General features: G+C 34.2%; 31 protein-coding genes, 6 tRNA genes and 1 pseudogene. 24 read left to right on the top strand and 14 right to left on the bottom strand.

Features of this window, described 5'->3' with window-relative positions:
• Window positions 1-28 precede the first annotated feature (28 nt).
• Window positions 29-616, bottom strand: a complete 588-nt coding sequence (locus SUSAZ_03005; GenBank protein AHC52436.1) for a hypothetical protein — start codon at window positions 614-616, stop codon at window positions 29-31.
• A gap of 63 nt (window positions 617-679) precedes the next feature.
• On the opposite strand from SUSAZ_03005, the gene SUSAZ_03000 reads away from it, so the two are divergent.
• The 3 genes from SUSAZ_03000 to SUSAZ_02990 are packed head-to-tail and all read left to right on the top strand — an operon-like array spanning window position 680 to window position 2,865.
• Entirely contained in the window at window positions 680-955 is a 276-nt protein-coding gene (locus tag SUSAZ_03000; GenBank protein ID AHC51053.1) for a tRNA-splicing endonuclease subunit beta, read from the top strand.
• A 6-nt stretch (window positions 956-961) separates the two neighbouring features.
• Entirely contained in the window at window positions 962-2,248 is a 1,287-nt protein-coding gene (locus SUSAZ_02995; protein ID AHC51052.1) for a histidyl-tRNA synthase, read from the top strand.
• A gap of 29 nt (window positions 2,249-2,277) precedes the next feature.
• Window positions 2,278-2,865 (top strand): proteasome subunit beta, encoded by a 588-nt coding sequence (locus SUSAZ_02990; protein AHC51051.1) that lies wholly within the window; start codon window positions 2,278-2,280, stop codon window positions 2,863-2,865.
• Here the strand turns inward: SUSAZ_02990 and SUSAZ_02985 are convergent.
• Window positions 2,862-3,236 carry a DNA-directed RNA polymerase subunit G gene (locus tag SUSAZ_02985; GenBank protein ID AHC51050.1) on the bottom strand — a complete coding sequence of 125 codons (375 nt, stop codon included), beginning with the start codon at window positions 3,234-3,236 and terminating at the stop codon, window positions 2,862-2,864. The genes SUSAZ_02990 and SUSAZ_02985 overlap by 4 nt on opposite strands.
• 70 nt (window positions 3,237-3,306) lie before the next feature.
• Between SUSAZ_02985 and SUSAZ_02980 the strand changes: the two genes are divergently transcribed.
• Together SUSAZ_02980 and SUSAZ_02975 are read left to right on the top strand one after the other, a co-directional pair.
• Window positions 3,307-3,741: a Sm ribonucleo gene (locus SUSAZ_02980; GenBank protein ID AHC51049.1), complete on the top strand. Its 435-nt coding sequence runs from the start codon at window positions 3,307-3,309 to the stop codon at window positions 3,739-3,741.
• A 1-nt stretch (window position 3,742) separates the two neighbouring features.
• Complete coding sequence (locus SUSAZ_02975; GenBank protein AHC51048.1) at window positions 3,743-5,239, top strand: 7-cyano-7-deazaguanine tRNA-ribosyltransferase; 1,497 nt, start codon at window positions 3,743-3,745, stop codon at window positions 5,237-5,239.
• On the opposite strand, the gene SUSAZ_02970 is transcribed toward SUSAZ_02975, so the two are convergent.
• Genes SUSAZ_02970 through SUSAZ_02960 form a run of 3 tightly spaced genes read right to left on the bottom strand, consistent with a single transcriptional unit; the run spans window position 5,183 to window position 7,598 of the window.
• Window positions 5,183-5,905 carry a carboxylate-amine ligase gene (locus SUSAZ_02970; protein AHC51047.1) on the bottom strand — a complete coding sequence of 241 codons (723 nt, stop codon included), beginning with the start codon at window positions 5,903-5,905 and terminating at the stop codon, window positions 5,183-5,185. The genes SUSAZ_02975 and SUSAZ_02970 overlap by 57 nt on opposite strands.
• Window positions 5,905-6,411, bottom strand: coding sequence for a PUA domain-containing protein (locus SUSAZ_02965; GenBank protein ID AHC51046.1), 507 nt, complete (start codon window positions 6,409-6,411; stop codon window positions 5,905-5,907). The genes SUSAZ_02970 and SUSAZ_02965 overlap by 1 nt, the downstream gene beginning before the upstream one ends.
• On the bottom strand, window positions 6,408-7,598 hold the full coding sequence (locus tag SUSAZ_02960) for an ATPase AAA (protein ID AHC51045.1): 1,191 nt from the start codon (window positions 7,596-7,598) through the stop codon (window positions 6,408-6,410). The genes SUSAZ_02965 and SUSAZ_02960 overlap by 4 nt, the downstream gene beginning before the upstream one ends.
• A gap of 71 nt (window positions 7,599-7,669) precedes the next feature.
• Here SUSAZ_02960 and SUSAZ_02955 point away from each other — a divergent pair, with 71 nt between their 5' ends.
• From SUSAZ_02955 to SUSAZ_02920, 8 genes are all read left to right on the top strand, one after another.
• The gene (locus SUSAZ_02955; protein AHC51044.1) at window positions 7,670-8,161 is read left to right on the top strand and encodes an XRE family transcriptional regulator; all 492 of its coding nucleotides are present in this window, start codon (window positions 7,670-7,672) and stop codon (window positions 8,159-8,161) included.
• Entirely contained in the window at window positions 8,158-9,216 is a 1,059-nt protein-coding gene (locus SUSAZ_02950; GenBank protein ID AHC51043.1) for a GTPase HflX, read from the top strand. The genes SUSAZ_02955 and SUSAZ_02950 overlap by 4 nt, the downstream gene beginning before the upstream one ends.
• A gap of 5 nt (window positions 9,217-9,221) precedes the next feature.
• Complete coding sequence (locus tag SUSAZ_02945; protein ID AHC51042.1) at window positions 9,222-9,764, top strand: tRNA methyltransferase; 543 nt, start codon at window positions 9,222-9,224, stop codon at window positions 9,762-9,764.
• Window positions 9,754-10,293, top strand: coding sequence for a transcription factor (locus SUSAZ_02940; GenBank protein ID AHC51041.1), 540 nt, complete (start codon window positions 9,754-9,756; stop codon window positions 10,291-10,293). The genes SUSAZ_02945 and SUSAZ_02940 overlap by 11 nt, the downstream gene beginning before the upstream one ends.
• A complete protein-coding gene (locus SUSAZ_02935) occupies window positions 10,271-11,230 on the top strand; it encodes a modification methylase (GenBank protein ID AHC51040.1) in 960 nt (319 codons plus the stop codon). Before SUSAZ_02940 ends, SUSAZ_02935 begins: the two co-directional genes overlap by 23 nt.
• Window positions 11,223-11,681, top strand: coding sequence for an exonuclease (locus SUSAZ_02930; GenBank protein AHC51039.1), 459 nt, complete (start codon window positions 11,223-11,225; stop codon window positions 11,679-11,681). Before SUSAZ_02935 ends, SUSAZ_02930 begins: the two co-directional genes overlap by 8 nt.
• Window positions 11,682-11,699: 18 nt before the next feature.
• Window positions 11,700-11,774 (top strand) — tRNA-Val (locus tag SUSAZ_02925).
• Window positions 11,775-11,981: 207 nt separating this feature from the next.
• Window positions 11,982-12,122 (top strand): hypothetical protein, encoded by a 141-nt coding sequence (locus tag SUSAZ_02920; GenBank protein AHC52435.1) that lies wholly within the window; start codon window positions 11,982-11,984, stop codon window positions 12,120-12,122.
• Between the two features lie 689 nt (window positions 12,123-12,811).
• Here SUSAZ_02920 and SUSAZ_02915 read toward each other — a convergent pair.
• The 7 genes and pseudogenes from SUSAZ_02915 to rpl37e all read right to left on the bottom strand — a co-directional run bounded on the left by SUSAZ_02915 (window position 12,812) and on the right by rpl37e (window position 16,590).
• Window positions 12,812-12,903, bottom strand: a tRNA-Met gene (locus tag SUSAZ_02915).
• Window positions 12,904-13,031: 128 nt separating this feature from the next.
• A pseudogene (locus SUSAZ_02910) lies at window positions 13,032-13,667 on the bottom strand (Small-conductance mechanosensitive channel-like protein).
• 104 nt (window positions 13,668-13,771) lie between these two features.
• Complete coding sequence (locus tag SUSAZ_02905) at window positions 13,772-15,019, bottom strand: S-adenosyl-L-homocysteine hydrolase (protein AHC51038.1); 1,248 nt, start codon at window positions 15,017-15,019, stop codon at window positions 13,772-13,774.
• 195 nt (window positions 15,020-15,214) lie between these two features.
• Window positions 15,215-15,314 (bottom strand) — tRNA-Leu (locus tag SUSAZ_02900).
• Window positions 15,315-15,352: 38 nt separating this feature from the next.
• A tRNA-Ser gene (locus tag SUSAZ_02895) sits at window positions 15,353-15,462 on the bottom strand.
• A gap of 34 nt (window positions 15,463-15,496) precedes the next feature.
• Window positions 15,497-16,405 carry a spermidine synthase gene (locus tag SUSAZ_02890; protein AHC51037.1) on the bottom strand — a complete coding sequence of 303 codons (909 nt, stop codon included), beginning with the start codon at window positions 16,403-16,405 and terminating at the stop codon, window positions 15,497-15,499.
• Window positions 16,405-16,590 (bottom strand): 50S ribosomal protein L37, encoded by a 186-nt coding sequence (rpl37e, locus tag SUSAZ_02885; protein ID AHC51036.1) that lies wholly within the window; start codon window positions 16,588-16,590, stop codon window positions 16,405-16,407. The genes SUSAZ_02890 and rpl37e overlap by 1 nt, the downstream gene beginning before the upstream one ends.
• 97 nt (window positions 16,591-16,687) lie before the next feature.
• On the opposite strand from rpl37e, the gene SUSAZ_02880 reads away from it, so the two are divergent.
• On the top strand, window positions 16,688-17,389 hold the full coding sequence (locus SUSAZ_02880) for a peptidylprolyl isomerase (GenBank protein AHC51035.1): 702 nt from the start codon (window positions 16,688-16,690) through the stop codon (window positions 17,387-17,389).
• Here the strand turns inward: SUSAZ_02880 and egsA are convergent.
• Window positions 17,386-18,441 (bottom strand): glycerol-1-phosphate dehydrogenase, encoded by a 1,056-nt coding sequence (gene egsA / locus SUSAZ_02875; GenBank protein ID AHC51034.1) that lies wholly within the window; start codon window positions 18,439-18,441, stop codon window positions 17,386-17,388. The two genes, SUSAZ_02880 and egsA, sit on opposite strands and share 4 nt — an antisense overlap.
• A gap of 80 nt (window positions 18,442-18,521) precedes the next feature.
• Between egsA and SUSAZ_02870 the strand changes: the two genes are divergently transcribed.
• The 3 genes from SUSAZ_02870 to SUSAZ_02860 all read left to right on the top strand — a co-directional run bounded on the left by SUSAZ_02870 (window position 18,522) and on the right by SUSAZ_02860 (window position 20,939).
• Entirely contained in the window at window positions 18,522-20,414 is a 1,893-nt protein-coding gene (locus tag SUSAZ_02870) for a hypothetical protein (GenBank protein AHC51033.1), read from the top strand.
• 74 nt (window positions 20,415-20,488) lie between these two features.
• A tRNA-Val gene (locus tag SUSAZ_02865) sits at window positions 20,489-20,563 on the top strand.
• 109 nt (window positions 20,564-20,672) lie between these two features.
• Window positions 20,673-20,939 (top strand): hypothetical protein, encoded by a 267-nt coding sequence (locus tag SUSAZ_02860; GenBank protein ID AHC52434.1) that lies wholly within the window; start codon window positions 20,673-20,675, stop codon window positions 20,937-20,939.
• Between the two features lie 83 nt (window positions 20,940-21,022).
• Here SUSAZ_02860 and SUSAZ_02855 read toward each other — a convergent pair.
• Window positions 21,023-21,106: transfer RNA gene (locus tag SUSAZ_02855), tRNA-Leu, on the bottom strand.
• A gap of 187 nt (window positions 21,107-21,293) precedes the next feature.
• Between SUSAZ_02855 and SUSAZ_02850 the strand changes: the two genes are divergently transcribed.
• Genes SUSAZ_02850 through SUSAZ_02820 form a run of 7 tightly spaced genes read left to right on the top strand, consistent with a single transcriptional unit; the run spans window position 21,294 to window position 25,153 of the window.
• A complete protein-coding gene (locus SUSAZ_02850) occupies window positions 21,294-21,605 on the top strand; it encodes a 50S ribosomal protein L21 (protein AHC51032.1) in 312 nt (103 codons plus the stop codon).
• A gap of 20 nt (window positions 21,606-21,625) precedes the next feature.
• The gene (locus tag SUSAZ_02845; protein ID AHC51031.1) at window positions 21,626-21,970 is read left to right on the top strand and encodes a DNA-directed RNA polymerase subunit F; all 345 of its coding nucleotides are present in this window, start codon (window positions 21,626-21,628) and stop codon (window positions 21,968-21,970) included.
• Between the two features lie 37 nt (window positions 21,971-22,007).
• Window positions 22,008-22,634, top strand: coding sequence for an RNA-binding protein (locus SUSAZ_02840; GenBank protein AHC51030.1), 627 nt, complete (start codon window positions 22,008-22,010; stop codon window positions 22,632-22,634).
• Window positions 22,631-23,299 (top strand): 16S rRNA methyltransferase, encoded by a 669-nt coding sequence (locus tag SUSAZ_02835; protein ID AHC51029.1) that lies wholly within the window; start codon window positions 22,631-22,633, stop codon window positions 23,297-23,299. The genes SUSAZ_02840 and SUSAZ_02835 overlap by 4 nt, the downstream gene beginning before the upstream one ends.
• Complete coding sequence (locus tag SUSAZ_02830) at window positions 23,296-23,853, top strand: methyltransferase (protein AHC51028.1); 558 nt, start codon at window positions 23,296-23,298, stop codon at window positions 23,851-23,853. The genes SUSAZ_02835 and SUSAZ_02830 overlap by 4 nt, the downstream gene beginning before the upstream one ends.
• The gene (locus tag SUSAZ_02825; protein AHC51027.1) at window positions 23,834-24,535 is read left to right on the top strand and encodes an RNA methyltransferase; all 702 of its coding nucleotides are present in this window, start codon (window positions 23,834-23,836) and stop codon (window positions 24,533-24,535) included. The genes SUSAZ_02830 and SUSAZ_02825 overlap by 20 nt, the downstream gene beginning before the upstream one ends.
• Before the next feature lie 24 nt (window positions 24,536-24,559).
• The gene (locus SUSAZ_02820; protein ID AHC51026.1) at window positions 24,560-25,153 is read left to right on the top strand and encodes a 30S ribosomal protein S3; all 594 of its coding nucleotides are present in this window, start codon (window positions 24,560-24,562) and stop codon (window positions 25,151-25,153) included.
• The last annotated feature ends 5 nt before the right edge of the window (window positions 25,154-25,158 follow it).

Genomic DNA, 25,158 nt, shown 5'->3' with positions numbered 1-25,158 from the left:
AAAATTTTTCCATCTATAAAAATCATTTTTACATCGTTTTTAACGTTTGACTAATTAATCTTTGTTCTAGTAAATTAATGACTTTTTCCATTATTATCATCTTTTCCTTACTATTAAGTCTTCTTAGTATCTTGTTAAAATACTTGTTGCTTATCTCTAAATTATTCATAATTTTGTTAAAAGTTTTCTTATCGTAGAAATACATCGCTAATGCAACTTTATACTTAATTGAAATATTGTTCAACATTTGAATAGAATCAATAATGTCATATACAAGTAATAGCTTTTCATTAAAATCCAAGTATTTTATAATTGTAGCACTAGAGGATCTAATTATTGCGTTATTATAATTTAATAATTTTCTACTTTTAGGAAGTTGTTTTTTTGATAATTTACTATTAAATTTTATAATTTTATTAAATTTTTCAATTTTATCTTTATAAGTTAAAATTGTGACGTTAGCAAAAGTGGATTGTATTTTTATCATAATTTCATTGTCGACATAGTTATAATCGTCGTAGATCTTATCTAGAACTAATCCGCAATTACTACACACCAAATTTCCGCACTTGTAATCCCATACTATTTCTTTACTCTTACACTCGGGACATTCCATAGGACAAAAATCTCCTGAAAAATATTTTTACGTTGTTTGACAAATGTAGATACTCAGAGATAGATGACTGAAAGTACAAATATTGACAAATTTATAGTAATATCTGACCTTAAGAGTAGAGGTAAGAAACCTGTAGAATTAAATAACTATATTCTTGTTAAAGATAACGAATATGTGATAATGGTTCTTAATGAGAATAATAAAATAAACGCTAAAGAGTTAGAAAGATTTCTAAGCTTTTCATCAAAAATTAATAAAAATAGTGTTATAGCTGTTGTTGATAAATATGGTGATGTAACATATTATTTTTTATCCGAGGTAAGGCTAAATAAGAAATGAACTAGATTGAGCGAATTTGAACCAATTAGAGGTATGAAAGATTATTATGGAGAAGAGTTAAATAAAATAAAGTTTATTGAAGAGACGTTCAGGAGTGTTGTACTAAACTCAGGATATCAAGAAGTATATACACCTATCGTTGAGGATTTTAAATTATTTTCACTTAAAAGTGGAGAAGAAATAAGAAAAACTATGTATGTATTCAAAGATAAAGCAGATAGAGAAGTCGCCTTAAGACCTGAGATCACTCCTAGTATAGTTAGAGTTTATCTCAACTCAATGCAGCATCTGCCTAAGCCATTGAGACTATTTTATGTGGGTCAAGTATATAGATATGATGAACCACAATTCGGTCGTTACAGGGAATTTAGACAAGCTGGAGTAGAATTATTAGCTTCATCGTCCTCTTTTGCAGACATCGAGGTTATCAGTTTATTAAATGAAATATATGATTCACTAGGGCTTAAGGACAAAATCATAATAAAAATTAATAATATAGGAATTTATAGGGAAATATTCAATAAGGCTGGAATAAGCGAGGAACAGCAGGAACATTTACTTCATCTTATAGATAAAGGAAAAGTAGATGATGCGCTTAAAGAATTTACTGATAATAATTACAAAGATCTGATAACATATTTAATATCATTAAAATTTGATAAAATAGAGCCTGATAAACTAGAAAGTTTAAGAAAAGAGATTTCAAAATATAACTTTAATTTGGAGGGAGAAATAAATAAGCTTTCGTTTATATGCGAAGTGCTTGAAGATCTTGGAGTTAAAATAAAAATAGATTTAGGTTTTGTGAGAGGTCTAGCCTATTATACTGGAGTAATATTTGAGGTAGTTCACCCTGATGTAAGTTTTAGTATAGCTGGCGGAGGAAGGTATGATAATCTAGTGAGATTGTACGGTGGAACTGATACTCCGGCAATCGGATTTGCTATAGGTGTAGAGAGGACAGCATTAGTTATAAACAAAATTAAATCTGATCTACAAAGGAAAAAGATTGCCGTAATTCCCTTAATATCAACGAAGGATAGCTTAAGTTTAGCGATAAGGTTACTGAATATATTAAGGAAAAATAATATTATAGGTGTCTTAAACTTAAAAGACGTACCTCTTTCCAAATTAATGATATATTATGTGGAGGAAGGATATGACGCAATTGCATTGATAGGTAAGAAGGAATTGGAAGAAAATAGTATTACCATTAAGTTCCTTAAAAAAAGAGAGCAAAAAACTGTAAAGTTAGAGAAAATAGAGGATGTATTAATAAATAATTTAAGTTAATGCGAGGTTTGAATTAATAGGGGTCAAATTTGGAGGAATTACCCGCTACTGCTATAGGAATAAAGACCAAGGATGGTGTAGTATTAGCAGCAGAGAGAAGATTGAGTTATGGGGATTTTGTTTTAAGCAAATCAGCAAGAAAAGTATTCAAGCTTGGAAGATTTGGAATCGCAGGTGCAGGAATAGTAGGAGATATTCAAACTTTGACTAGGATAATGAATGTTGAAATTAAGTATTATGAGATGTATAATTCCAGAAAAATATCCGCAAGAGCTGCAGCTAAACTACTTTCAGTAATATTATACCAAAATAAAGTTCTTCCATATATATCAGAGTTATTGTTTGGAGGTGTTGATGAGGACGGTCCAAAACTATTCATACTAGATCCAATTGGCTCATTAATAGAAGATTCCTATGCTGCTGTAGGTTCTGGAGCACGTGTAGCTATAGGTGTACTTGAAGCCGAATACAAGGAATCGCTTACTTCTGAGGCTGCAAAAGAATTAGCCATAAAATCTATGAAATCAGCATTGGAAAGAGATGTAATGTCTGGTGACGGTATAGATATATTAATCATAAACAAAAACAATATCTACGAAGATTTCATAAAAATTTAAGCCTTTTTCTTTACGCAATAATATATATGATCCATCATTTTAAATAACTTACTATTAATTAATCCATTTTTGCTTAAAATTTTAACAATTAAACCATATAGGGAGATCTCATCTATGAAACTTCCATCGTCTTGTTGCCTCTCAAGGAATAGGTAGCCGTGAGCACAGAAATCCTTTTCACTATATTCAGGCTTTTCGCGTGATATTATAAATGTGACCTCTTCATCCTTAGAAAATATACTAAGTTCTTTTGTTATATCAAACTCTATCTTCAGGTCATTATTACAATACATCTTAACTACATATAAATTCTTTAATGCCCCCTTTTCGATGGAAGATATTTTACAGGTTCCTTGCATCATTTCCTTCACAACTCTCTATCATAAAATACCACATCCACTGAATAATATTATTAACCATGTTAGTCATATCATAATATGTATGAGTGTAAGTAGAAGAATTTCGGGGGATCTAGGATCCTTACTGGATAAGACTATCATAGTCAAGCTAAACAATAACAAAGTATATTCAGGAGTTTTAAGCTCTTTTGAGGTCTCTCCATTCATGATATCTCTACTCAACGCAAAAGATAATGACAACAACATATACTATAAGGTGATAATTAATGGAAATATGATAACTGAAATTCTAGTTAAATCTGCACCTCTATTTGATCCCAGAGAGTTTGCAGATGTAATTACAAAAGAACTAAATTTAAGAACCACTGACATCAAAGTCTATGAAGAGGCTGGAGTAGTAACAATATTAGATAGGGTTAAGGTTACTGAAAATGGTGTTGAAGGTAGCGGTCCATTAGCTCAGAAGGTTTACGATATATTTAACTCCTATATCGATAAAAAGAAAAAAGGATCATGAAATGATAGGAGATTTCGAAATTAAAGATGAAGATCTTGCAGGAAGAATAGGAATCTTAGAGACTAAGCACGGAAAATTAGAAACACCAGCATTTTTTCCTGTCATAAATCCAGTAAAGAATGAAATAACCATTCAGGATATCTTATCTGTAGGCTTTGAAAGTATAATTACTAATGCATTTTTAATCAAAAAGTATATAGGCAAAGATGAAGACCTTCATTCCATCCTTAATTATAACAAGATACTTATGACGGATTCAGGTGCATACCAGATCTTACAGTATGGAGATATCGATGTCAGTAATGTAGATATAGTAAATTATGAGACCAAACTAAAGCCAGACATAGCAGTTATATTAGATATACCGACAGGTCTCACGGAGGATAAAAAGGAAGCTGAGAAAAGTGTCGAAAGTACTATAAGTAGAGCTAAAGAAGCTTCTAAATTTGTTGAGATATCTAAAGACGAAATAATATGGGTTCATCCTATACAAGGTGGTATGTATTTAGATCTCATAGAATATTCTGCTAAAATTGCTGACATGAACCAAGACTATAAAATGTTAGCTTTAGGTAGTCCAACTGTTTTGATGCAGAGATACGAATATGCTCCGCTTATAGATATGATTTATAAATCAAAAAGTAATGTTAGTAGAGGAAAACCATTCCATTTATTTGGGGGAGGTCATCCACATATATTCGCTTTTGCTGTAGCGTTGGGTGTAGATACATTTGATTCAGCGTCTTACATACTCTATGCTAGGGATCATAGGTATATGACAAGAGAACGCGTTTATAGGCTTGAAGAGCTTGATTATTTCCCTTGCTCATGCCCTATATGCTCTAGATACAGCCCAAAAGATGTAATGGAAATGCCAGAGGAGCAAAAAGTACGTTTAATAGCATTGCATAACCTTTATGTTATAAAAGAAGAAATAAATTATATAAAACAAAGCCTAAAAGAAGGACGATTATTTGAATATATACAACAGAAAGCATATTCGCATCCATCAACCTTTGAGGCATTTAAAAGAATTCTAAACTATTCGAAATATCTTGAAAAGTATGATCCGAGGGTTAAGGGAGAAGTTAAAGGAGTATTCTTATTTGATAACTCCTCTCTTCATAGACCAGAAGTAATTAGACATACATATACACTAAGCAAGATTAAACAAAGAAGCAAAGCCCTTGTTCTATATTGCGGTGATAGTAAAAATAACCCCTTAAAAAATATTGAAGATATGAAAAATGCAGATGTGTATATTGTTCTACCATTTTATGGATGTGTGCCTTATAATGTCTTTTTCACATATCCATATTTCCAATCAGAAATGCCCTCGACTATAGACAAGGATGTAATTTATGATCTTAAGAATAAACTGAAGGAGTTTCTATCACAAAGATCATATGAAATAGTTAGTATAATTGGATGTGAAAAAATTCTACATATAGACTCTATCAGAGGCGCCCCTGTTAATCTCCTTTTGAATAAGCTCTAATTGTTTTTGTAATTCTTCCTCTATTTTCTTAGCATCTTCATATAATTCTGTCACATCTATGTTTACGCCTATTAACTTAGCTAATTCTTCAACGACTGTAGCTGCTGCTCCAGGATCTATTCTGTCCCTATCAGCATATGGTAGTAGTACAGTTGCAGGTAAGTCCTCTATTTCGGAGTATATCGTTAATAGGGCAAGTGGTCCTATCATTAGTAGTTGTTTCTCCATAAGTGGAAAATTCAGATTTATAGTACTATTAGAGGTTTTTATCCATCTCAATTTCTCGTTATTAGTTCTATATCTTTTATCTAATCCTCCTATATAGAAGGCATTGCTGATATTTATTCTCTTTAACCATTTAATTATTTTTTCAGAAAACATATTTGCCTCTCGAGGTAGCGGTAAAAGATGATTTAATAAAACTAGAATTTTATTATCATTATCATAAAATAATTCAAAAGGCGTTGCGATACCGTACTCGTCAAGGAAAGTTACATCTCTAAGATATTTTGTCGTTATAAAGCCAATTCTCTTCATCTTCATTTTTAGAGCAATATATCTAGTAGCTATATACCCTACCTCTCCTATTGTTCGAAATCCAGTTATGAACTTAGCATTTTGCAGTTCACTCTCATTTATTCCCTTCAAGGTTATCTTTATATTCATTATTTTACCACCCTCTTTACAATTACAGCTAGACCCTTTTTATATTGTTTTATTTCTTCTCCTGATACTTTAGCTCTACCAATTGCTAATAATCTATCATCTTCATCCACAACTAAAACTTCATCCCCGTACCTTATCATTGGGTCTGCATCTACTACAAATTTACAAAATACGTTTTTACCCTGTAATATGAATTCAGAGATTTCTTTTTGTATCATCACTCTAAAGCTTGGGGGTTGTGAACACTCTTTTATATCATTACCACTTGCCTCAGTGATTGAGAAAAGATTATCTTGTGCCCTTAATACTAAAAAGAGTTTTCTATCAAGGGTAAGAATATCTCTTATCTTGTCTGTATTTATAGATCTTTGAATTAAAAACTTATTGTGCTTAGTAAATATACAATCAGATAAAGAAGGGGAAAACTGATATGATAAAACATCGTATATATATCGCATCTCTTCATCATTAGCTTCATAAGGAGCCTTGAGAAATTTAAATATCATAAATATTTCTCGGTTCTTGTATTAATCGCTTTCCTTAAATTCTTTTTCTTTATTTTATCTATGGCTCTAATAATATCTTGGAATTTAATTGACTCTCTTCCTTCTCTTATTGCCATATATCCAGCTTCAGTGCAAACGTTCTTAATGTCTGCACCACTGAAACCATCTGTGAGTTGAGCAATTAGATCATAGTTTAATTTATCGTTTTCGTTTATCCTCATTCTCTGAAGGTAGATTTTGAAAATCTCCTTTCTACCTTTCTCATCTGGTAATGGAACCTCTATTAATCTATCAAACCTACCAGGTCTTAGTATAGCAGGATCTAATATGTCGATTCTGTTTGTAGCTGCTATTATCTTAACGTTATCTAGTGCCTTAAATCCATCAATTTCAGCCAATAACTGCATCAATGTTCTTTGAATTTCCCTTTCACCGCTTGTACCAATATCTATCCTTCTTGCAGCAATCGCATCAAGCTCATCTATGAATATAATTGATGGAGCCTTCTTTCTAGCTAATTCGAAGACCTCTCTAACTATTCTAGCTCCTTCTCCTACAAATTTCTGGGCAAATTCTGATGCTACAACATGAATAAATGTGGCGTTACTTTCAGCTGCTACAGCTTTAGCAAGCATAGTTTTTCCAGTGCCAGGGGGTCCATATAATAGTACTCCTTTAGGGGGCTCTATTCCTAGCTCTTCAAATAACTTCTTATTTTTTAATGGTAATTCGACTACCTCTCTTAGTTCGTTTATCTGGTCTTCTAGACCTCCTATATCAGAATAATGAATATTTGGTTTCTCTATTAATTCAAAAGATTTTACTATTATATCCTCTCTGTTTGGTAATATATCTATAATTGTTGATCCTCTTTGACTTAATGCAACAGACATGCCTGGTTTTAACTTGGATACATCAACGTTCGTGGCTACATTTACAACTAGGTTTGGTCCCGAAGAGCTCCTTACAATCACCTTACCATCTGGTAATATATCTAATATTGTAGCTTCAATATATGGAGGTGCCAGTAGTTTCTCTAGTTCAGTTTTATACCAATTTAAATCCTGTCTTAATTTATCTATTTCTTTGGTGAGAGCTTCTATTTTTTCTTCAAGAAGTTTTACCAGCGTTTCGTCATAATTATTATTATTTTCACGATTCTTATAACTATCAACATCCCCGAACAACTTTACCCAATAATATTACTTGTACGAAAACCAATAAAAGTGTTTAATATACAAAGTCGTGTATATATTATATGCAAAACCAAAATGTAAAATACTGTGAGTTATGTGGTTCTCCCATAAAGGGTAAGGGTTTTACAGTCTCTTATGAGGGAAGTATTATTACTGTTTGTAGTAATTGTTTCAATAAAATTAAAAACTATGCTAAAATTGTTAATTTAAAGAAAGAGGAGGATAAGAAGAGAATAAAAACTAGCCCTAACAAAAAATATACTGAAGTGGAATTAGATATAGTTGAGGAATATTATAAAATCATCAAAGAAGCAAGAGAAAGATTAAAGATGTCACAGCAGCAATTAGCACAAGCGTTGAAAGTATCCGAGAATATAATCAAGAGATTTGAAAGTGGTAAACTAAAGCCTACTATCCAACAGGCTAAACAGTTAGAGAGAATATTAGGTATTAAGTTGTTGGTTCCAATAGAAGGGGAAGAGGAATCTAATCCCCAAAAAGATTTAGGTCTGACATTAGGGGACATCGTAAATATTAGAGAGGGGAAGAAGTGAACTTTGCAGTACTTTTTACCGCTGAGGAATATGAGGATGAGGCTAAAGCTTTAGCTGAAGCAGCGTTATATAATGTTCTTAAAGTTATCAAATTACCTAAGAAGCCAAATCCCAATTTTTATATCTCTCAAACTAAGCTTCTTGAACTGAAAAACAACAGCGATGTTGATACGATTATAATTTTCGAAACGCTTAAGTCTAGGCATTTTATTAATTTAATCAGAGAATTAAAAAACAAAAAAATACTAGATAAAATTCTCTTACTTTTAGAGATATTTGCACTACATGCAGGTTCTAAAGAGGCGAAATTACAAATTGAGCTTGCAAGATTAAAACATCAACTGCCAGTTCTAAAAGACATGTATAAAAGGATGAAAGTTTCTGAACAACAGGGTCCTTTAGGAGCAGGTGTTTATGGTATTGAGTCAACAGTGAGACTCTATCAGAGAAGAATAGTAAAAATTAAGGAAGAACTAAATAATATAAAGAAGATAAAAGAGGATCAGATAAGAAAAACAGAGTTAAAAACTACTGCTATAGTCGGTTATACTAACGCGGGAAAAACTACTTTATTCAATGCACTAACAGGATTAAAGCAGAAAACAGATTCATCAATGTTTACAACAACGCTACCAAAAAGGTACGGAATCTCAGTAAATGGTGATAAACTACTTCTTGTTGATACTGTGGGTTTTATAAGAGGAATTCCTCCTCAAATAATTGAGGCTTTTTACGTTACTTTATCAGAAGCAAAATATGCGGATTCCTTACTCTTGGTTGTGGACTCCTCTGTGGAGGATACTTTATTCATAGACATGATATTAAGTTCATTTAAGATACTTAGAGACATAGGAATATCTGGTAAGCCCATGATTATCGTATTAAATAAAGCTGATCTTGTCAATAATAGTTATATTAATCAAAAAATTGATATTACGTGGAAAATAGCCAAAGATTTATATACACCTATTTATGATATTATTCCAATTTCAGCGTTAAAAGGTTATAATATAAATACTGTTAGGGATAGACTATTAGAACTAGTCCTCAAATAAAAGATATCTATATTTTAAGACTAGGACATAGACCAGAGAGAGATAAGAGAATAACCACCCATGTTACTTTGGTAGCGAGAGCCTTTGGAGCTAAAGGCATATTTATAGACGTAAAGGATATTAATCTCAAAAGTAAGGTCGATAGAGTACTGGAAGTATGGGGAGGTAAATCTTATTTTAAGGTAGAGTTCGTGGATAATCCTAAAAAAATAGTTAAGTCTTGGAGGGAGAAAGGAGGTTTAGTAGTTCATCTAACTATGTATGGTAAAATGATAGATGATATGATAGATGAGATAACTAAGGCTAGTAAGAATTTTACGTTACCACTTCTAGTTGTCATAGGTTCAGAAAAGGTGGAGGGATGGTATTATTACAACTCAGATTATAATATAGGTATAGGAAATCAGCCACACTCTGAGGTTTCAGCACTAGCTATCTTTCTAGACAGGATTTATAAGGGTGAAGAACTATATATACATTTTAGTGATGCCAAATTCTACATTATTCCTCAACTAAAGGGGAAACGGGTGGTGAAAACTGACAAGTGATATAGAAAATATAGTGCTTAATTTGGCTAAAGAGCTAGTTGGGGATGAAGCTTTAGGCTTACTTAAATACTTAATCGGAAAGAAATCAGAAATAACTGATGAGGAGATCGCTAAGGAGTTGAACACAAAACCTAATGAAGTAAGAAAATATCTTTATTTATTATCTGACCATGGTTTAGTCACTTATCGTAAGACCAAAGATAAAGACTCAAACCTATACATATATTACTGGAAGGTAAACGTAAATCAGATAAATGAAATTCTTCTGTCCAGGAAGAGGCTTATTTTAGAGAAACTTAGAAATAGATATGAGCAAGAGAAGGATGGACTATTTTATTTCTGTCCACAGGATAACATAAAATATTCTTTCGATGAAGCAATAGAAAATGAATTCAAGTGCCTGAAGTGTGGAACTTCTTTATCACAGTACGATTCTGAGAAAGCTAGGAGCTTTCTTGAGCAAAAAATTAAACAGATAGAGGAGGAAATAAACAAAGAGATTAGACGTGAGTCCAGTAAAAGTTATTGATTTATTTAGTGGGGCTGGAGGTTTTTCTTTAGGATTTAACCGTGAACCTTTTGAAATAAAGTTATCAGTAGATATAAATCATGCAGCAGCAAGAACTTATTCAATTAATTTTCCAAATACGATAGTTATAGAGGATGATATAAGAAGTATAATAGGTCGAGATATTAAGTATCTAATAGGAGGGGAACCAGATATAATAATTGGTAGCCCTCCCTGTGAGCCATTTACAGGGGCAAACCCATCAAGAAGGTCTGATCCATTAGAGAGACTCTTTGTGGATGAGAGAGGTCAGCTAACATTAGAATTTATAAGAATAGTAGGGGAGTTGAAACCTAAAATTTTCGTAATGGAAAATGTTCCATCTATTGCAAACATTGATGTTATCAGGTCTTCAATTGAGGGAGAGTTTTTAAGAATAGGTTACCCTAAAGTTTATTTTAACATACTGCGAGCAGAAGATTTAGGAAATCCATCTAGGCGAACTAGAGTTTTTGTATCTAATGTTAAGTTTAAACAGCAAAAGAGTGCTAGGCTAAACACAGTATGGAACGCTATAGGGGATCTAGCTGAAAAACCAAATCTTTTGCCTAACCATGAAATAACTGAAGTTAGCGAGGAGAAAATAAGAAAGTTTGCTAGGCTAGATTTTGGAGACTATTTAAGTATGTTTAAAGGTTCCTCAGGCAGGAATATACCGTTATATATAAGACTAAATCCGTATAGAATAGCTCCCACGGTGATGGGAAATTCTAGGTTCATTCATCCATTTGAAAATAGGTTCCTTACTGTCAGAGAACAAGCAAGGTTAATGAGCTATCCTGATGACCATGTATTTGTAGGTAATAGAGACGAACAATATAATCAGGTAGGCGAATCAGTTCCAGTAGTCTTTTCTACCACAATTGCCCGAGAAATAATGGGTATATTATATGCCTAAGTTGATCCCAGTTTTACATAATGTTACGAGTGCACAAAAGCTAATCGACTTTGCTAAGCTAGTATTTAGTTTAAATATAAACTATTTAGTTGCAACTAAAGTAGGTGGAGTAGCCTCAAATGTAGGTGTACCTGAAGTCAATAAGTTGGCCTTCAAATTAGGTAAAACGTTTATATCATTACCAGATTTAAAAGACGCAATAGAACTTTTATCACCAGATCTAGTTGTTCTTCTAACCAGCCAGGCTCAAAAAATTTTAGAGCCTCAGGTTTTTAATGACAAAAATAAGATTATGTTAGTATTTTCTGGTATAGAAAATGGTTTCTCTAAGATAGACCTAAGTCTGGGTGAAAATTATAAACTTAGAAATATAGATGTGGAGATTTCCCCAATTGCATCTATAGCCGTTATTCATTCATGTATTTTACACGAAGAGTTTAAAAACGGGTAAAGATTAAACTATTAGAGAGGGCCCGTCGTCTAGCCTGGTTAGGACGCTGCCCTGACGCGGCAGAAATCCTGGGTTCAAGTCCCAGCGGGCCCATATGGGGGACACCTTCACACCCCCGTTGCTATTTTTCAATTTTAGGTAAGTCTCAACTACGTCAATTAAGGAACCAACGTAAGTTTCCCTTATCTCACAGTTTACATTCTCTATCTTATATACATAATCCGCCCTTTCCTCTCGCGTATAATATAGTCATCGTATTTACAACGCGTCTTATTTTTCGCTATTCTGACGCCTCGTATTATGGTTACCAATTCGTGTTTAGAAGTAGATGATAAGTATTCGGTTCTATTGTTCAAAGTCGTTAACGGAAGACCTTATATATCTGAAAATCTTGGCATTCTACATATGGTAGCAGTATTAGTATATCCTAAAAAGGTGTGATATTTGCAGTTACGGGAGACCCTAAGTATCTAAATGGAGCTCTTAGGTTATATAAAATGGTACCTAAATCAAGTGATAAACGATGAGGTAGGTAAAATGAATGTGCACCAGAAAATATAGAGTGCGATCATGTTCCAAAAAGTAACTTATGTTATTCAGTAAAGAAAAGTTTAGAGTAATAAGAATGAAAGATTTAATAAAAAGACAATCTCTAATTTCCTATTTTTTACTTCTTCTTGTAAATGCAATAGTCAATACTTTTACTTAACTTGCGTACTTCGAATATTATTTAAACAATGCGGAGTACGCGTTCTTGTTCTCGATGGTAAGTGTAACACTTGGGCGATAATTTCTCCTTTTATAGCTGAGGTACTAAAGAATAAGGCTAAATCGATACTTGTTCTAGCTTTTGCTTACCAAGTAGTCTTCTCGTGTATCCTTTCCTACAAATTGCTTCCTCCTCCTAATTCTTTTCTGTACTTAGAATATCCTGCACAATCACTCCTAGACTATGCACTATTTTTTACTATCCTTAAGTTTAGTTTTATTACAGATCTCATGGCAAGCTCAAAAAAGTTGAATATTTTAATATTTTATAAAATATTTTTCCCACTTACGTATGACGCTCTATGTATCTAAAACTTTAAGGGTTAAAATCTGGTAATTTGAAGAATCTTTAGCGGAGACCATGGGCCCGCGGGGACTTGAACCCCGGACCACCCGGTCTCTCCACGTATATAGTTTATGAGCCGGGCGCTCTACCGGGCTAAGCTACGGGCCCACTATAACATAATAAAATAGTTACCTTTTAAAAAGTTATGCCGTGATAAGGTTATGATATTTTCCCTAGAAAGGAATTGGAAAGTTAAATTATAGCTTATACGCATAAAAACATTCATTTACTACGAGTTACTTCTTTTGAGTATTATTCTTTATCACATATATTTTACTTCCTATAAGCGTATTGTTAGGGATTAGTACTAGTTGGTCACCCTTATTAATTATGGTAAAGAGCGTTGTAATATCCTCAACAACTCCAATGTCGCCTCCAACGTTTACCTGGTCACCGATCTTAAATGGTCTAGCTATTAAGACAAATAGTCCTGCTACCGCTTGTCCTAATACTTATTGTGTTGCAAATCCTATTACTACTCCAATAAATCCCCCAAGGGCGACTCCTGCAACTCCTCCTGCAATAGTTGCACCTAAAACTCCTACTCCTAAAATTCTTATAACGTTTCTTACACTATGCGCAACTGGATGATCGTATTTTATTCTTAGATTCCAGTATATTACGTTAGAGATCTCAGTGATTATCAGATAACCAAATAATAAACTCAATAGTATATTTATGTAAGGTAAATACGGTTTAATATTTACATAGCCTTGGACTAATGGAGGAAAATTTAGACTTATTTGACTAAGTAAAGATGGAAGAAAATTATTCACAATAGCTTCTATTATAACAAATATAATAACAAATATTATTGTTTTAGTTATTGAAGAAAGAATTTTCGAACTAATGTTTACTCTATCTTCAGCCACAGCTATGTCTAGAGTATGAAGGATTATAGTTACTCTTAAAGTTTTTGTAATAGATAAATTTTATCTATTTTAAGTAGAGTTAATTTAGAATTAAAATGAAAAAATTATGTTCCATACTTCCATTGTTTTATATACTCTTTTTGCTCCGTAGTTAGTTCTTCTATCTCTATTCCTAACGCTTTAAGTTTTAGTCTGGCTACTTGTTCATCTATCTCTATGGGAACGTTGTAGACCTTATTTTCTAATCTTCCCTTATTTTTAACTAAATGCTCTACTGACAAAGCCTGGTTACAGAAACTCAAATCCATGACCTCACTAGGATGTCCTTCTGCTGCCACAAGATTTACAAGTCTACCATCTGCAAGTAAGTATATTCTTTTTCCATTTCTAAGTTTATATTCTTCTAAGTTTTGTCTAACTTCTCTAGTTTCCACGCTAATCTCTTTCAATCCTTTAATATCAATCTCAACGTTAAAGTGTCCAGAATTTGCTAGAATTGCACCATCCTTCATTCTTAGTATATGATCTCTACTAACTACATTGAGGTTACCAGTTGCTGTTACAAATATATCTCCGATTTCAGAAGCTTTATTCATGGTCATTACGTCAAATCCGTCCATTAACGCCTCCAACGCTCTAAATGGAGATGATTCTACTACAATTACTCTAGCACCCATTCCCTTAAATCTGCTTGCTATACCTCTTCCCACCCATCCATAACCTATCACTACTGCAACTTTTCCGGCAATCAGAATATTTGTAGCTCGTAGGATTCCATCGATAGTACTTTGTCCTGTTCCTATTCTATTATCAAAAAGATATTTTGTAAAAGCGTTGTTTACTGCAATAACAGCGTATTTTAAAACCTTTTCTTCTTCCATTGCTTTTAGTCTAATTACTCCTGTGGTTGTCTCTTCAGTACCTCCAACAATTTTAGACGTTAAATTATTCTCATGAACATATGCATGAAGATCTCCTCCGTCATCCATAATAACATGTGGTTCATATTTCAAGATCTCTCTTATGTTATCATAATAATCCTTTTCTGTCTCCCCTCTCCATGCGTAAACATGAATTCCGTTCTTAGCTAATCCTGCAGCTACATCGTCTTGTGTAGACAATGGATTACTACCAGCTAGAGCTATTTCAGCGCCTCCAGCTTTAAGTGTTTCAACTAATACTGCTGTCTCTTTGGTTACATGAAGCACCGCACCTATTCTTATTCCATCTAGGGGCTTTTCAGCTTTGAATCTTTTTCTAATTTCCATTAGGGCTGGCATATGCAATTCAGCCCATTCTATCTGCTTTCTTCCCTGCTCAGCTAAACTTAGGTCTTTAACTCTATAGTTCATAAAGGCTTAATGAAATAATATGTAAAAAAGTTTGTTTATCTGAGACATTCATAGGAGCTTCATCAAATTAATATGAAGTCCTAATCTACACACCCTTGTTATTCTCATCAACATTTAATTAGAGGCATATTATATCTTGAGCTATGTATAGAAAATCTGAACAAAATAGATTATGAAACATGTCATATCTAAAATTGCGGGGGGTGGGATTTGAACCCACGCAGGCCTACACCATCGGGGGTCTCACCATATGGTCCTGAGCCCGACCCCTTTGACCTTGCTCGGGCACCCCCGCAATCAATATATGATATAAATTGGAGAATTTTAAACTAACGCCGGGGGCGGGATTTGAACCCGCGTGCCTCGGAGAGGCAGTAGGTCGCCCGCCTTAACGCTGGAAATGGTCTCGAGCCTACCCCCTTAGTCCGCTCGGGCACCCCGGCACTATTTACCTATACGTTGAAACTAAAAATAAACTTATGCTGGTGTAGCTACTGGATTCTCACGAGTTGAAACTCTTTTTTCGTTTTCTATTTTTTCTCTTATATACTTAGGTACTCTAAATAACATTTCATGTGTTTCTCCGTCGTAGAAACGTAAAGAACCTGTAACTCTCTCTTTAATTCTGTCATTTATCTGGTTCCTATTTAGATGAGCTGGATTTGTCACATCAGAAGCATATATAAATCCCCATAGTCCGTCAAAAGAGGGTACATAAGTTATACCTGCACTCACATTTTTGAATACAGTTTTTAGTGTACTATATATAATGGAAAAGGTGTCTAAACTAAAGGATGGAGAGGTAGCTTGTGTTACTAGACCACCGTTGGGGCTAATTATACTCTTCAAATCTCTGTAAAATTCGCTTGTATAGAGTAATTGTGAAGGTGAATCCTGTATAGGGTCTGTCAAATCTAGTATAATCGCATTATATCTTTCATTAGTTTCCTTAACAAATTTATATCCGTCTCCTATTACCAGATTAGTTCTACTATCATCAAAGCTTCCCATATGCCATTCTTGTAGGTTTTGCTTTGCAAATTTTATCACAACGGGATCTATATCTACCATTGTAACTTTTCTCACACTTTTGTATCTAAGTGCTTCCCTAAGTGTGGCTCCCTCTCCGCCACCTAGTATAAGAATATTTTCAGGATCTTCTAGGGATATAAGAAGAGGATGAACTAACGATTCATGATATATGAACTCATCAGCTAATGTGGATTGAATCTTACCATCTATAATTAGTGCTTTTCCAAATCTAAACAGTTCAGCTAATATGACTCGCTGAAATTCACTTCTCTCCTCTATTAATATCCTCTTAATTGCATGTGCATGAAATTCTTGTGGCGTCTGCCATTCTAGATGCCAAGTCCATTCGAACATTATACTAATCTCACTCCATTTACTTTTTTGTTCTGCCAACTGTACCTTCTTATTTTCTTACTTCTTCCAAATCCACAAGCCGCACAATAACCTTTTCTGGCATTAAAGCTATTTCTTCCACAACGTCTACATCTTACATGAGTTGGTGTTTTATTCATCTTACCAAATGACGGCGTTCCTTTCATTCTTGTTCATAATCTAAGTTACTCAGTGATTTTTAACTTTATCCTCAGTATAGGTATAGCTTTAAAAACTGTTACTGCTATGAATTTTGAGATACAAATGTTTAAGGATAAAGATTTTGTCTATATTGATTATGTTGCTAAGGTAAAAGATACCGGAGAGATTTTCGATACTACAATAGAAGAGGAAGCTAAGAAGGCTAACATTTATAGTAACAATGTAAAGTACGAACCAAAACTTGTGATACTAGGCGAACATTCATTAATTTCTGGATTGGAAGAGGCTATATATCAAATGAATGCAGGAGAAGAAAAGGAGGTTGAAATACCACCAGAAAAAGCATATGGAAAGAAAGATCCTACTAAGGTAAGAATTGTATCCCTAGGCGATCTTAAGAAGAGGGGAGTAAACCCCTATCCAAATATGATGGTAAGATTTACAGACGGTTCTGTTGCGACAGTGAAAAGTGTCACAGGGGGAAGGGTAGTTTTAGACTTCAATCATCCGTTGGCAGACAAAACAGTCGTCTATAAGGTTAAAGTAGTTAAGGTTTTGCAAGACGAGAAGGACAAGGTTAAGGCTGTTTTAGAGAAGTGGCTTGGGAAAAACAATGCGGATAAGTTCGGTATAGAATTGGGAGAGGATAAAAAGAATTTGAAAATTACTGTCCCTAAGGACTATTATAAGGTTGAAGATTTTCAATTAGTTATTTACATGCTAGCGAGGGATATCATAACCTATGTGTTACCAGAGTCTGTAGTATCCTTTATTGAGAATTTCCAAAAAGATACTTTTAGTTAACTTATAACTCCCGTCTCTCTGGCTATTTTCTCTGCAGACTCCCACGTTAAACCTCTGTCACCTAAAATTGTATATCTCTCAGGTCTTATACTATGTGCAATTGTTAATGCTTTTACTATTCCTTCATCCGGTATTCCTATCTGTTTTGACGTTACCGGTAGACCAATTTTTTTCATAGCTCTTCTAATTCTCCTCCAATTTATTCCATGTATATATGCCATCATAATAGTTCCTAGAGCCACCAATTCCCCATGAAGACCAATATTAGGATAAAGCAATTCGATTGCATGAGCAAAAAGGTGCTCAGACCCACTAGCTGGTCTAGTGCTACCAGCCATACCCATTGCAACTCCACTACTAATTAATGCTTCTGTTAAGATCCTTACCCCTGCCCTTATATCCTTATTAATAATCTTAGTACATGATAATGCATGCCTTGCCGACATTAAAGCCAGAGAGGCAGTATAGTCTCCATAATATTCACCCCTCAACTTATGAGCCAATCTCCAATCCCTAACTGCAGTGATCTTACCTAACGTATCACCTATGCCTGCGTTTATTAATCTTCTTGGGGCTGAGGCTAAGATCTCCACATCAGAGATTATAGCTAGAGGTTCCTTTGCTTTAATCGAGATAGGTTTCCCAAGCCCTTTTATTGCAGCAAAGGGTGATGTAATACCATCGTGAGATGGCGAAGTAGGAATGCTAATAAATTCTCTATCTATCTTATATGCTGTAAACTTCGCAATATCAATTACTGTACCTCCTCCCACTCCTAATATGGTTTTTATGCCTTTTTGTCTTGCAATATCCTCAACTTTTTCCGCTTCAGATAAATCAGATTTGTTTATTATTATTACTTCATATTTGAAATCCTTGATATGCTCTTCTATTCTCTTTGAAAATATCTCTTGGTGTATTACAGGTCCTGTAATCACAAGAAAGGGTTGAGGTAAATTTAATGTCTGTAAGTAATTTCTAAAATTGTCTAAAATGCCGTATCCAGTGTAGATATGTTTAGGTAAATTAATGATATGTTCCTTGATTTCCACAGTCTTATATAACAAGAATTTAAATATTAAAAATTACCAATCATACGTGTAAGTAACTACTTCTAGGTCTGGTGGAATCTGTGTCAATCAGATTAAACATAGTCAATGCAATATACAACGGTATGCCTAAAGAGGCAGGTATTTCAAAAATAGATTTTGAAGGACCAGAAATAGCAGTCTACATTAAGAATCCTGCTGTTGTAGATGGTGAAACAGTAAAGAAAATAGCGAAGGAAATAAAGAAACGCGTCGTTGTGAAAGCAGATCCAAAGTCAAGGAAAGATAAAGAGGAAACAAAAGAAATAATAAAAAACATAGTACCGCAAGAGGCTCAAATAATAGACATTAAGTTTGACGATGAACTGGGGGAAGTGCTGATAAAGGCTAAAAAACCAGGACTTGTTATAGGCAAAGGCGGTTCTATACAACAGAAGATATTTGCTGAAACTTACTGGAGACCAATAATAGTAAGAGAACCACCTTTGAAGTCAAGGACTTATGATGGAGTATTAACTCACATATACAATGAGACAGAGTATAGGGCAAAGGCACTAAGAGTATTTGGAGAGAGAATACACAGAGATATACTATTTAAGGATAAGTTTGTAAGGATAACAGGATTAGGAGGATTTAATGAAGTTGGTAGGTCAGCAGTACTTGTAGAAACCCCAGAAAGTAAGATCTTACTTGATGTGGGCTTAAACCCAAGTGTTTCCTATGGCGAAAAATTATTCCCAAGGATAGACATTGACCAAGTTAAACTTGAGGATATTGACGCTGTAGTAATAACACATGCACACTTAGACCACTGTGGTATGGTTCCGCTGTTATTTAAATATGGTTATGAAGGGCCTGTATACATGACACCACCAACAAGGGATATAATGGCATTAGCACAACTTGATGCACTCGATGTGGCTGAGAAGGAAGGAAGACCAATACCTTACACAGCTAAGGAGGTTAGAAGGGAACTACTACACACTATAATACTTGATTATGGTGAAGTCACTGACATAGCCCCTGACGTCAAGTTGACGTTTTACAATGCTGGACATATATTAGGTTCAGCAATGGCACATCTACACATTGGGGAAGGATTACACAATGTAGTATACACTGGTGATTTCAAATACGCTAGGACAAAGCTTCTAGACAAGGCTAACGATGAGTTCATAAGAGTCGACACAATGATTATGGAGACAACTTATGGAGCACATGAACAGGAAAACAGAGAGGAGGCAGAGGCAAAGCTAATTGACATAATAAACAAGACAATAAGTAAAGGAGGAAAAGTACTGATCCCAGTGTTGTCAGTAGGGAGAGGACAGGAAATAATGCTTGTCATAAACGACGCAATGAAAAATAAGAAAATACCAGAAGTCCCCGTCTATATAACAGGAATGGTAGACGAGATAACTGCCATACATACTGCATACCCAGAGTGGTTGAGTAGGGAGTTGAGGGAGGCAATACTTTATAGGGACGAAAACCCATTTATGTCAGAGTTCTTTAAGAGAATCGAAGGATATAAGGAAGATATTGCCCAAGGTGAGCCAAGTATTATAATAGCGACTTCAGGAATGCTAAACGGCGGCCCAGCAGTAGAGTTCTTCAAAAATATGGCTCATGACACAAGGAACTCGATAGTCTTTGTTAGTTACCAAGCAGAGGGCACACTAGGAAGAAAAGTCAGAGATGGAGCTAAAGACATACAGATACTTGACAGGGACGGAAGGGTTGAAAACATAAAAGTAAGTATGGAAATAGGAGTTGTAGAGGGATTTTCAGGACACAGTGACAGGAGGCAACTACTAGCGTTTTTAAGGAATTTAAACGTAAAGCCAAAAAACCTAATATTAAATCATGGAGAGCCTTCTGCAATAAGTTCGTTCAAGAGATTAGTAGAAGGTAAAATAAAGGGCATAGATAACGTATACGCACCAAAAATTCTGGAGAGCATTAGAACAATATAAGTTACAAGCATCGCATATCCTATCAAATGTCGTAATTAAACTTTTAAAATCCCGCTAAGTAATTAATAGCTTGAGGGCCCGTCGTCTAGCCTGGTTAGGACGTCGCCCTTACAAGGCGGAGGTCCTGGGTTCAAATCCCAGCGGGCCCATACTTTTACATGAAATGAAACTGTTTTCTCTCCATATAGACATTTACGTGGGTAATGGCTGAGGGAAAAATTGATAACCAACTATATACCAGATGTTAGTAACAGATAGTTGTGGAACAGACTAAGGGTACAGAAGAGGGCAGTTGAACTCCTAGGTTACCCAAAGCTCACGGAAATTGCACACAAGAGCAAGGAACAGCTGTACCTATACGTCAGGGGTTATAATGAGAGTCCTAAAAAGATTAAGCACACTAATGAGATTATTAATGAGGTAATGAAGGCATTACCAGTTGACGAAGTGGTAAAGATAGTCAAAGGTGTTGACTACACAGACGTCACACCTTCAGACATCCCAAGGGTTTATGGTGAAAGCTAGTAAAGACCCCAGCTTCAAGAACATCTTACAATATAGTAGAGTTTTACATTAGCAATGAAGATGTGGGGAGCACTACCCCACAGTGCGGGGGGTGGGATTTGAACCCACGCAGGCCTACGCCAGCGGATCTTAAGTCCGCCCCCTTTGACCTGCTCGGGCACCCCCGCAACTAAGATTAGTAAACGCCTCTATTATTTAAAATATTTTCGCTCTCTTATAACAAGGTCTTCATATAAAATTGAATTATGTAAACCTATTCGTCAAAATGTACTTCTATATGTATGAAAGTTGCCCTAAGCTGATAATCAAAAATCTTAATTTGGTTAAAGTAGTAGTTTTTACGGGTTAATTAGATTGGTAGCAAGGTCAAAGGGTTACAGATCGAAAACTAGAAAATTATTAGAAAAAAAAGTGAGAGAAAAGGGCGCTATACCGAAACTAAGCTTATTAATGCATGATTATTCACAGGGAGAATATGTGGTTGTTAAAATAAATCCTTCTATACATAAAGGCATGCCTCATAGAAGGTATCATGGTAAAGTTGGTCTAGTTGTTGGAAAGAGAGGGAAAGCATACGAGGTAAAAGTAAATACAGGTGATAAGGAAAGAGTTCTTATAGTTAGGCCAGAGCATTTAATTCCATTTAATGGAATACAAAAAAGATAATATTTTAAGGTGAAATTATTTTGTCATATTCACTTAAAACTATTGAAGAGCGTTTTGTCCCTTATTCTATAGCTAAGAAATACATTAAGGAGCTTATAGATACGGGTAGTTCTTCTAATTTAATTCAAAAAACATTTGATTATTTGAATTCCATATCACGATGTGATGAGGATTCCGCATCTAAAATTATGAAGGAACTAGAAGAGATTGTAAAGAGGGAGGACGTAAGAGCAGTGTTGGCAAGTATTTGTCCAACTACTGTAGAAGAAGTGAGATCAGTTCTTGTGATTGACCCATCTACAATCTATAGTACTGAGCAGATTCAGAAAATTATTGAGATTATTAAAAAGTACGTGGAGAGCTGAGATATTTTTTTACTTTAAAAATATTATTATATCTTGTATGCAGAGGAGAAAACAAGTCAAAGAAAAGTTGGAGAACTATGGATATATTTTAGATTATTTGAGACAGGGAAATCCATTAGACAAGCATCAATATCATAGGAATAAGCCTGTTGTACAATTAATTGGCGAAGATTATTTTATGCTCATGGAGGCATCACCATTAGATTCCAAATTTGAGTTTCAACTAGAACAGAGAGTTAAGTTAGGCTCATCTCCATTAAAGATAGATAATTTAGTAATATATGAGGATTTAACCACAGTAGCCAGAGAGGAGTTAGTTAAAATTTTAAGAAGCATAATTTTGCAAAAGGAAGAAATTTTCGTTAAATTCTTTAATACTGCCGAGCCATTAACTCTTAAACTTCATGCATTAGAGTTACTACCTAATATTGGTAAGAAAACTCTTAGAATAATTCTTGAAGAGAGAAGGAAACAGTTGTTCACTTCCTATAAGGATATCGAATCAAGGATTGGTGTGAAGGACGTGGTCAACATATTAGAGGAGAGAATAATAAAGGAATTACAAGGAGGGGAAAAATACTATCTGTTCGTCTATCCTGTTGAAGAAATAAAGAAAGTAGTAGAAAAACCAATATATGTAGGATACCTTGAGAGACTACGATGAAGAATAAGTTAGGACAGCACTTTTTAAATGACATTAGTGTTATAAAGAAACTTATTTCTCTTGTAGATCATTCTACAAGACCCGTAATAGAAGTTGGATCTGGCAACGGTGTTATTACAAAATTTCTTAAACCCGATATTGCGATTGAAATAGACGTTTCTCTTATCAATCACTTACGAAATTATCAACTTATAATAGGGGATGGAAGATATCTTCCAACCACTAGAGGCCAAGTAGTATCCTCTTTGCCCTATTACATAACAACAGACTTTTTTCATGAGGTAATAAAGCTAGATAATATTATGAAACTAGTTCTTATAGTACAGAAAGATTTTATAGATAAAATTACTTCAAAGTCCACATTAATATCTTACCTTTTAAATTATTACTACAAAATATCACTGTTTGATATTGTACCACCAAGCGCATTCTCACCCAATCCTAAAGTTTTTTCTCAATTAGTCGTATTTGATAGGGCAAGAAAATATAATAAAAATATAAGTGAAATAATAGAGTGCGTTAGTAAATATAGAAACAAGAGTGTTAAAAACGCATTATCGTTATGTGGTTACAATTTTGAATTACAAAATAATAAGAAGGTAAGGGAGTTTAAGCCATGGGAGATAACAGATTTATTGCATTCCGTGGGTATAAACTTTGTCTGAACAATGATGTATATATTCCGGCTGAAGATACAGAATTAATAATGGATATGATAAAGATTAAAGATGGAGAAACCGTTTTAGATATGGGTAGTGGAACCGGTATTCTATCTTTGCATGCCTTAAAATTAGGTGCAAAGAGAGTTCTATCTATAGACGTTAATCCTAATGCTGCAGACGCTACTCTATGTACACTTAAATCAAACGGATTCAGTGGAAATGTACTTAATTGTTATTTATTAGATTGTATAAGAAATACGAAGTTTGATGTAGCTATATTTAATCCTCCTTACCTTCCATTTGAAGAATATGATAATTGGTTAGGTTATAGTTGGTCTGGAGGAAAGAGTGGTATTGATATTTTATTATCCTTCTTAAGCGAGGTTATGGCTGAGAGAGTCTACATAGTTTATTCATCTTTATCGGATGAAGATAAATTAATGTCTTTTTTGGAGGAAAGGTTCATAATATCTAGCAGAAAGGAAATAAAGATAGGTCTGGAAAGGTTAATTGGTTTGGAGCTGATAAAAAATGACGATCAGGCTAGTAATAGTTGAACCCGAGGGTGCATATAATTTAGGATTCATAGCTCGTTTAGTCAAAAATTTCCTGATAGATGAATTTTATGTAGTAAATCCAAAATGTGATATCAATGAAGCCATTAAGTTTTCAGCGAAGGGTAGTGAAGTAATAGAAAAAATGATGAAAATAACTAACAATTTTGATGACGCTATACGTGACGTGGACCTAAAAATTGCTACTTCAAGTATAGCCGATATTAAAGGAGATTTATTACGTAAGTCAATAAGACCTATAGATTTGGAGCGCCTCATTAAGGATAAAAAGGTTGCATTTATTTTTGGTAGAGAGAGTGTAGGTTTAACTAGAGAAGAAATAGCTAAATCAGATTTTCTATTATTTATACCAGCAAATCCGGAATATCCTGTTCTAAATCTTTCACATGCAGTAGGGATAGTATTATATGAGCTGTGGAGAAACAGAAATAACAAAATCCCCAGTGTATCGTCTGAACCTATTAAACTAATTGATGATTACTCTAAGAAGATCATGGATATTCTAGTTAACAAAGATGCAACAAGAAGTATGTACCTAATATTAAAGAGAGTTCTAATTAAAGGCATAGAAGATAATGAAGAAGCTATGACCATAGTTAGGATACTTCGAAAAATCTACGTTAGGTTAGCAAAGAAGGAAAATGAGAGTGATAAACTTTTATAAATAATGCTTGAATAACATTTAGTCATGTCTTCGAAATCAAGCTCAACGATCAGGGACAAATGGAAACTTAAGAAGTGGTATGTAATTACTGCTCCTAAGGTTTTCGGCGAAGCTTTGTTAGGTAGCACTCCAGCATATGATATTAACAAGGCTTTAAGTAGAAAAATAGAGGTTACTTTATATGATCTTACGGGGGATTATAACCTAGTATATATACATCTATATTTCAAGATTTTAGGTAATATAAGTGGAGATAAACTCAGCACTATATTTTATGGACATGAATTATCTAGAGATTACATAAGATCTTTGGTTAGAAGGAAGAGCTCAAAGATAAATGCAGTAGTTGATGTAACCACAAAAGACGGTTATATGTTAAGGGTAAAGGGCTTGGTGTTAACAACTTATAGAGCTCATATATCACAAAAGACTGCAATTAGAAAAGTCATTTCAGATATTACTAGAAAGAAAGCAGAGGAAGCCGATTTTGATCAATTTGTTCAAGACGTAATATTTGGCAAGCTATCCAATGACATATTCCAAGAAGCTAAGAAGATATACCCACTGAGAAAAGTTGAAATTGAGAAGACTAAATTACTTAAAGCTCCTAAAGTATAAGTATA

Origin of the sequence: Sulfolobus acidocaldarius SUSAZ (genome assembly GCA_000508305.1) — an archaeon.
GTDB lineage: Archaea > Thermoproteota > Thermoprotei_A > Sulfolobales > Sulfolobaceae > Sulfolobus > Sulfolobus acidocaldarius_A.
The sequence above is the reverse complement of the archived record's forward strand: the minus strand, read 5'-3'. Positions and strand labels throughout refer to the sequence as shown.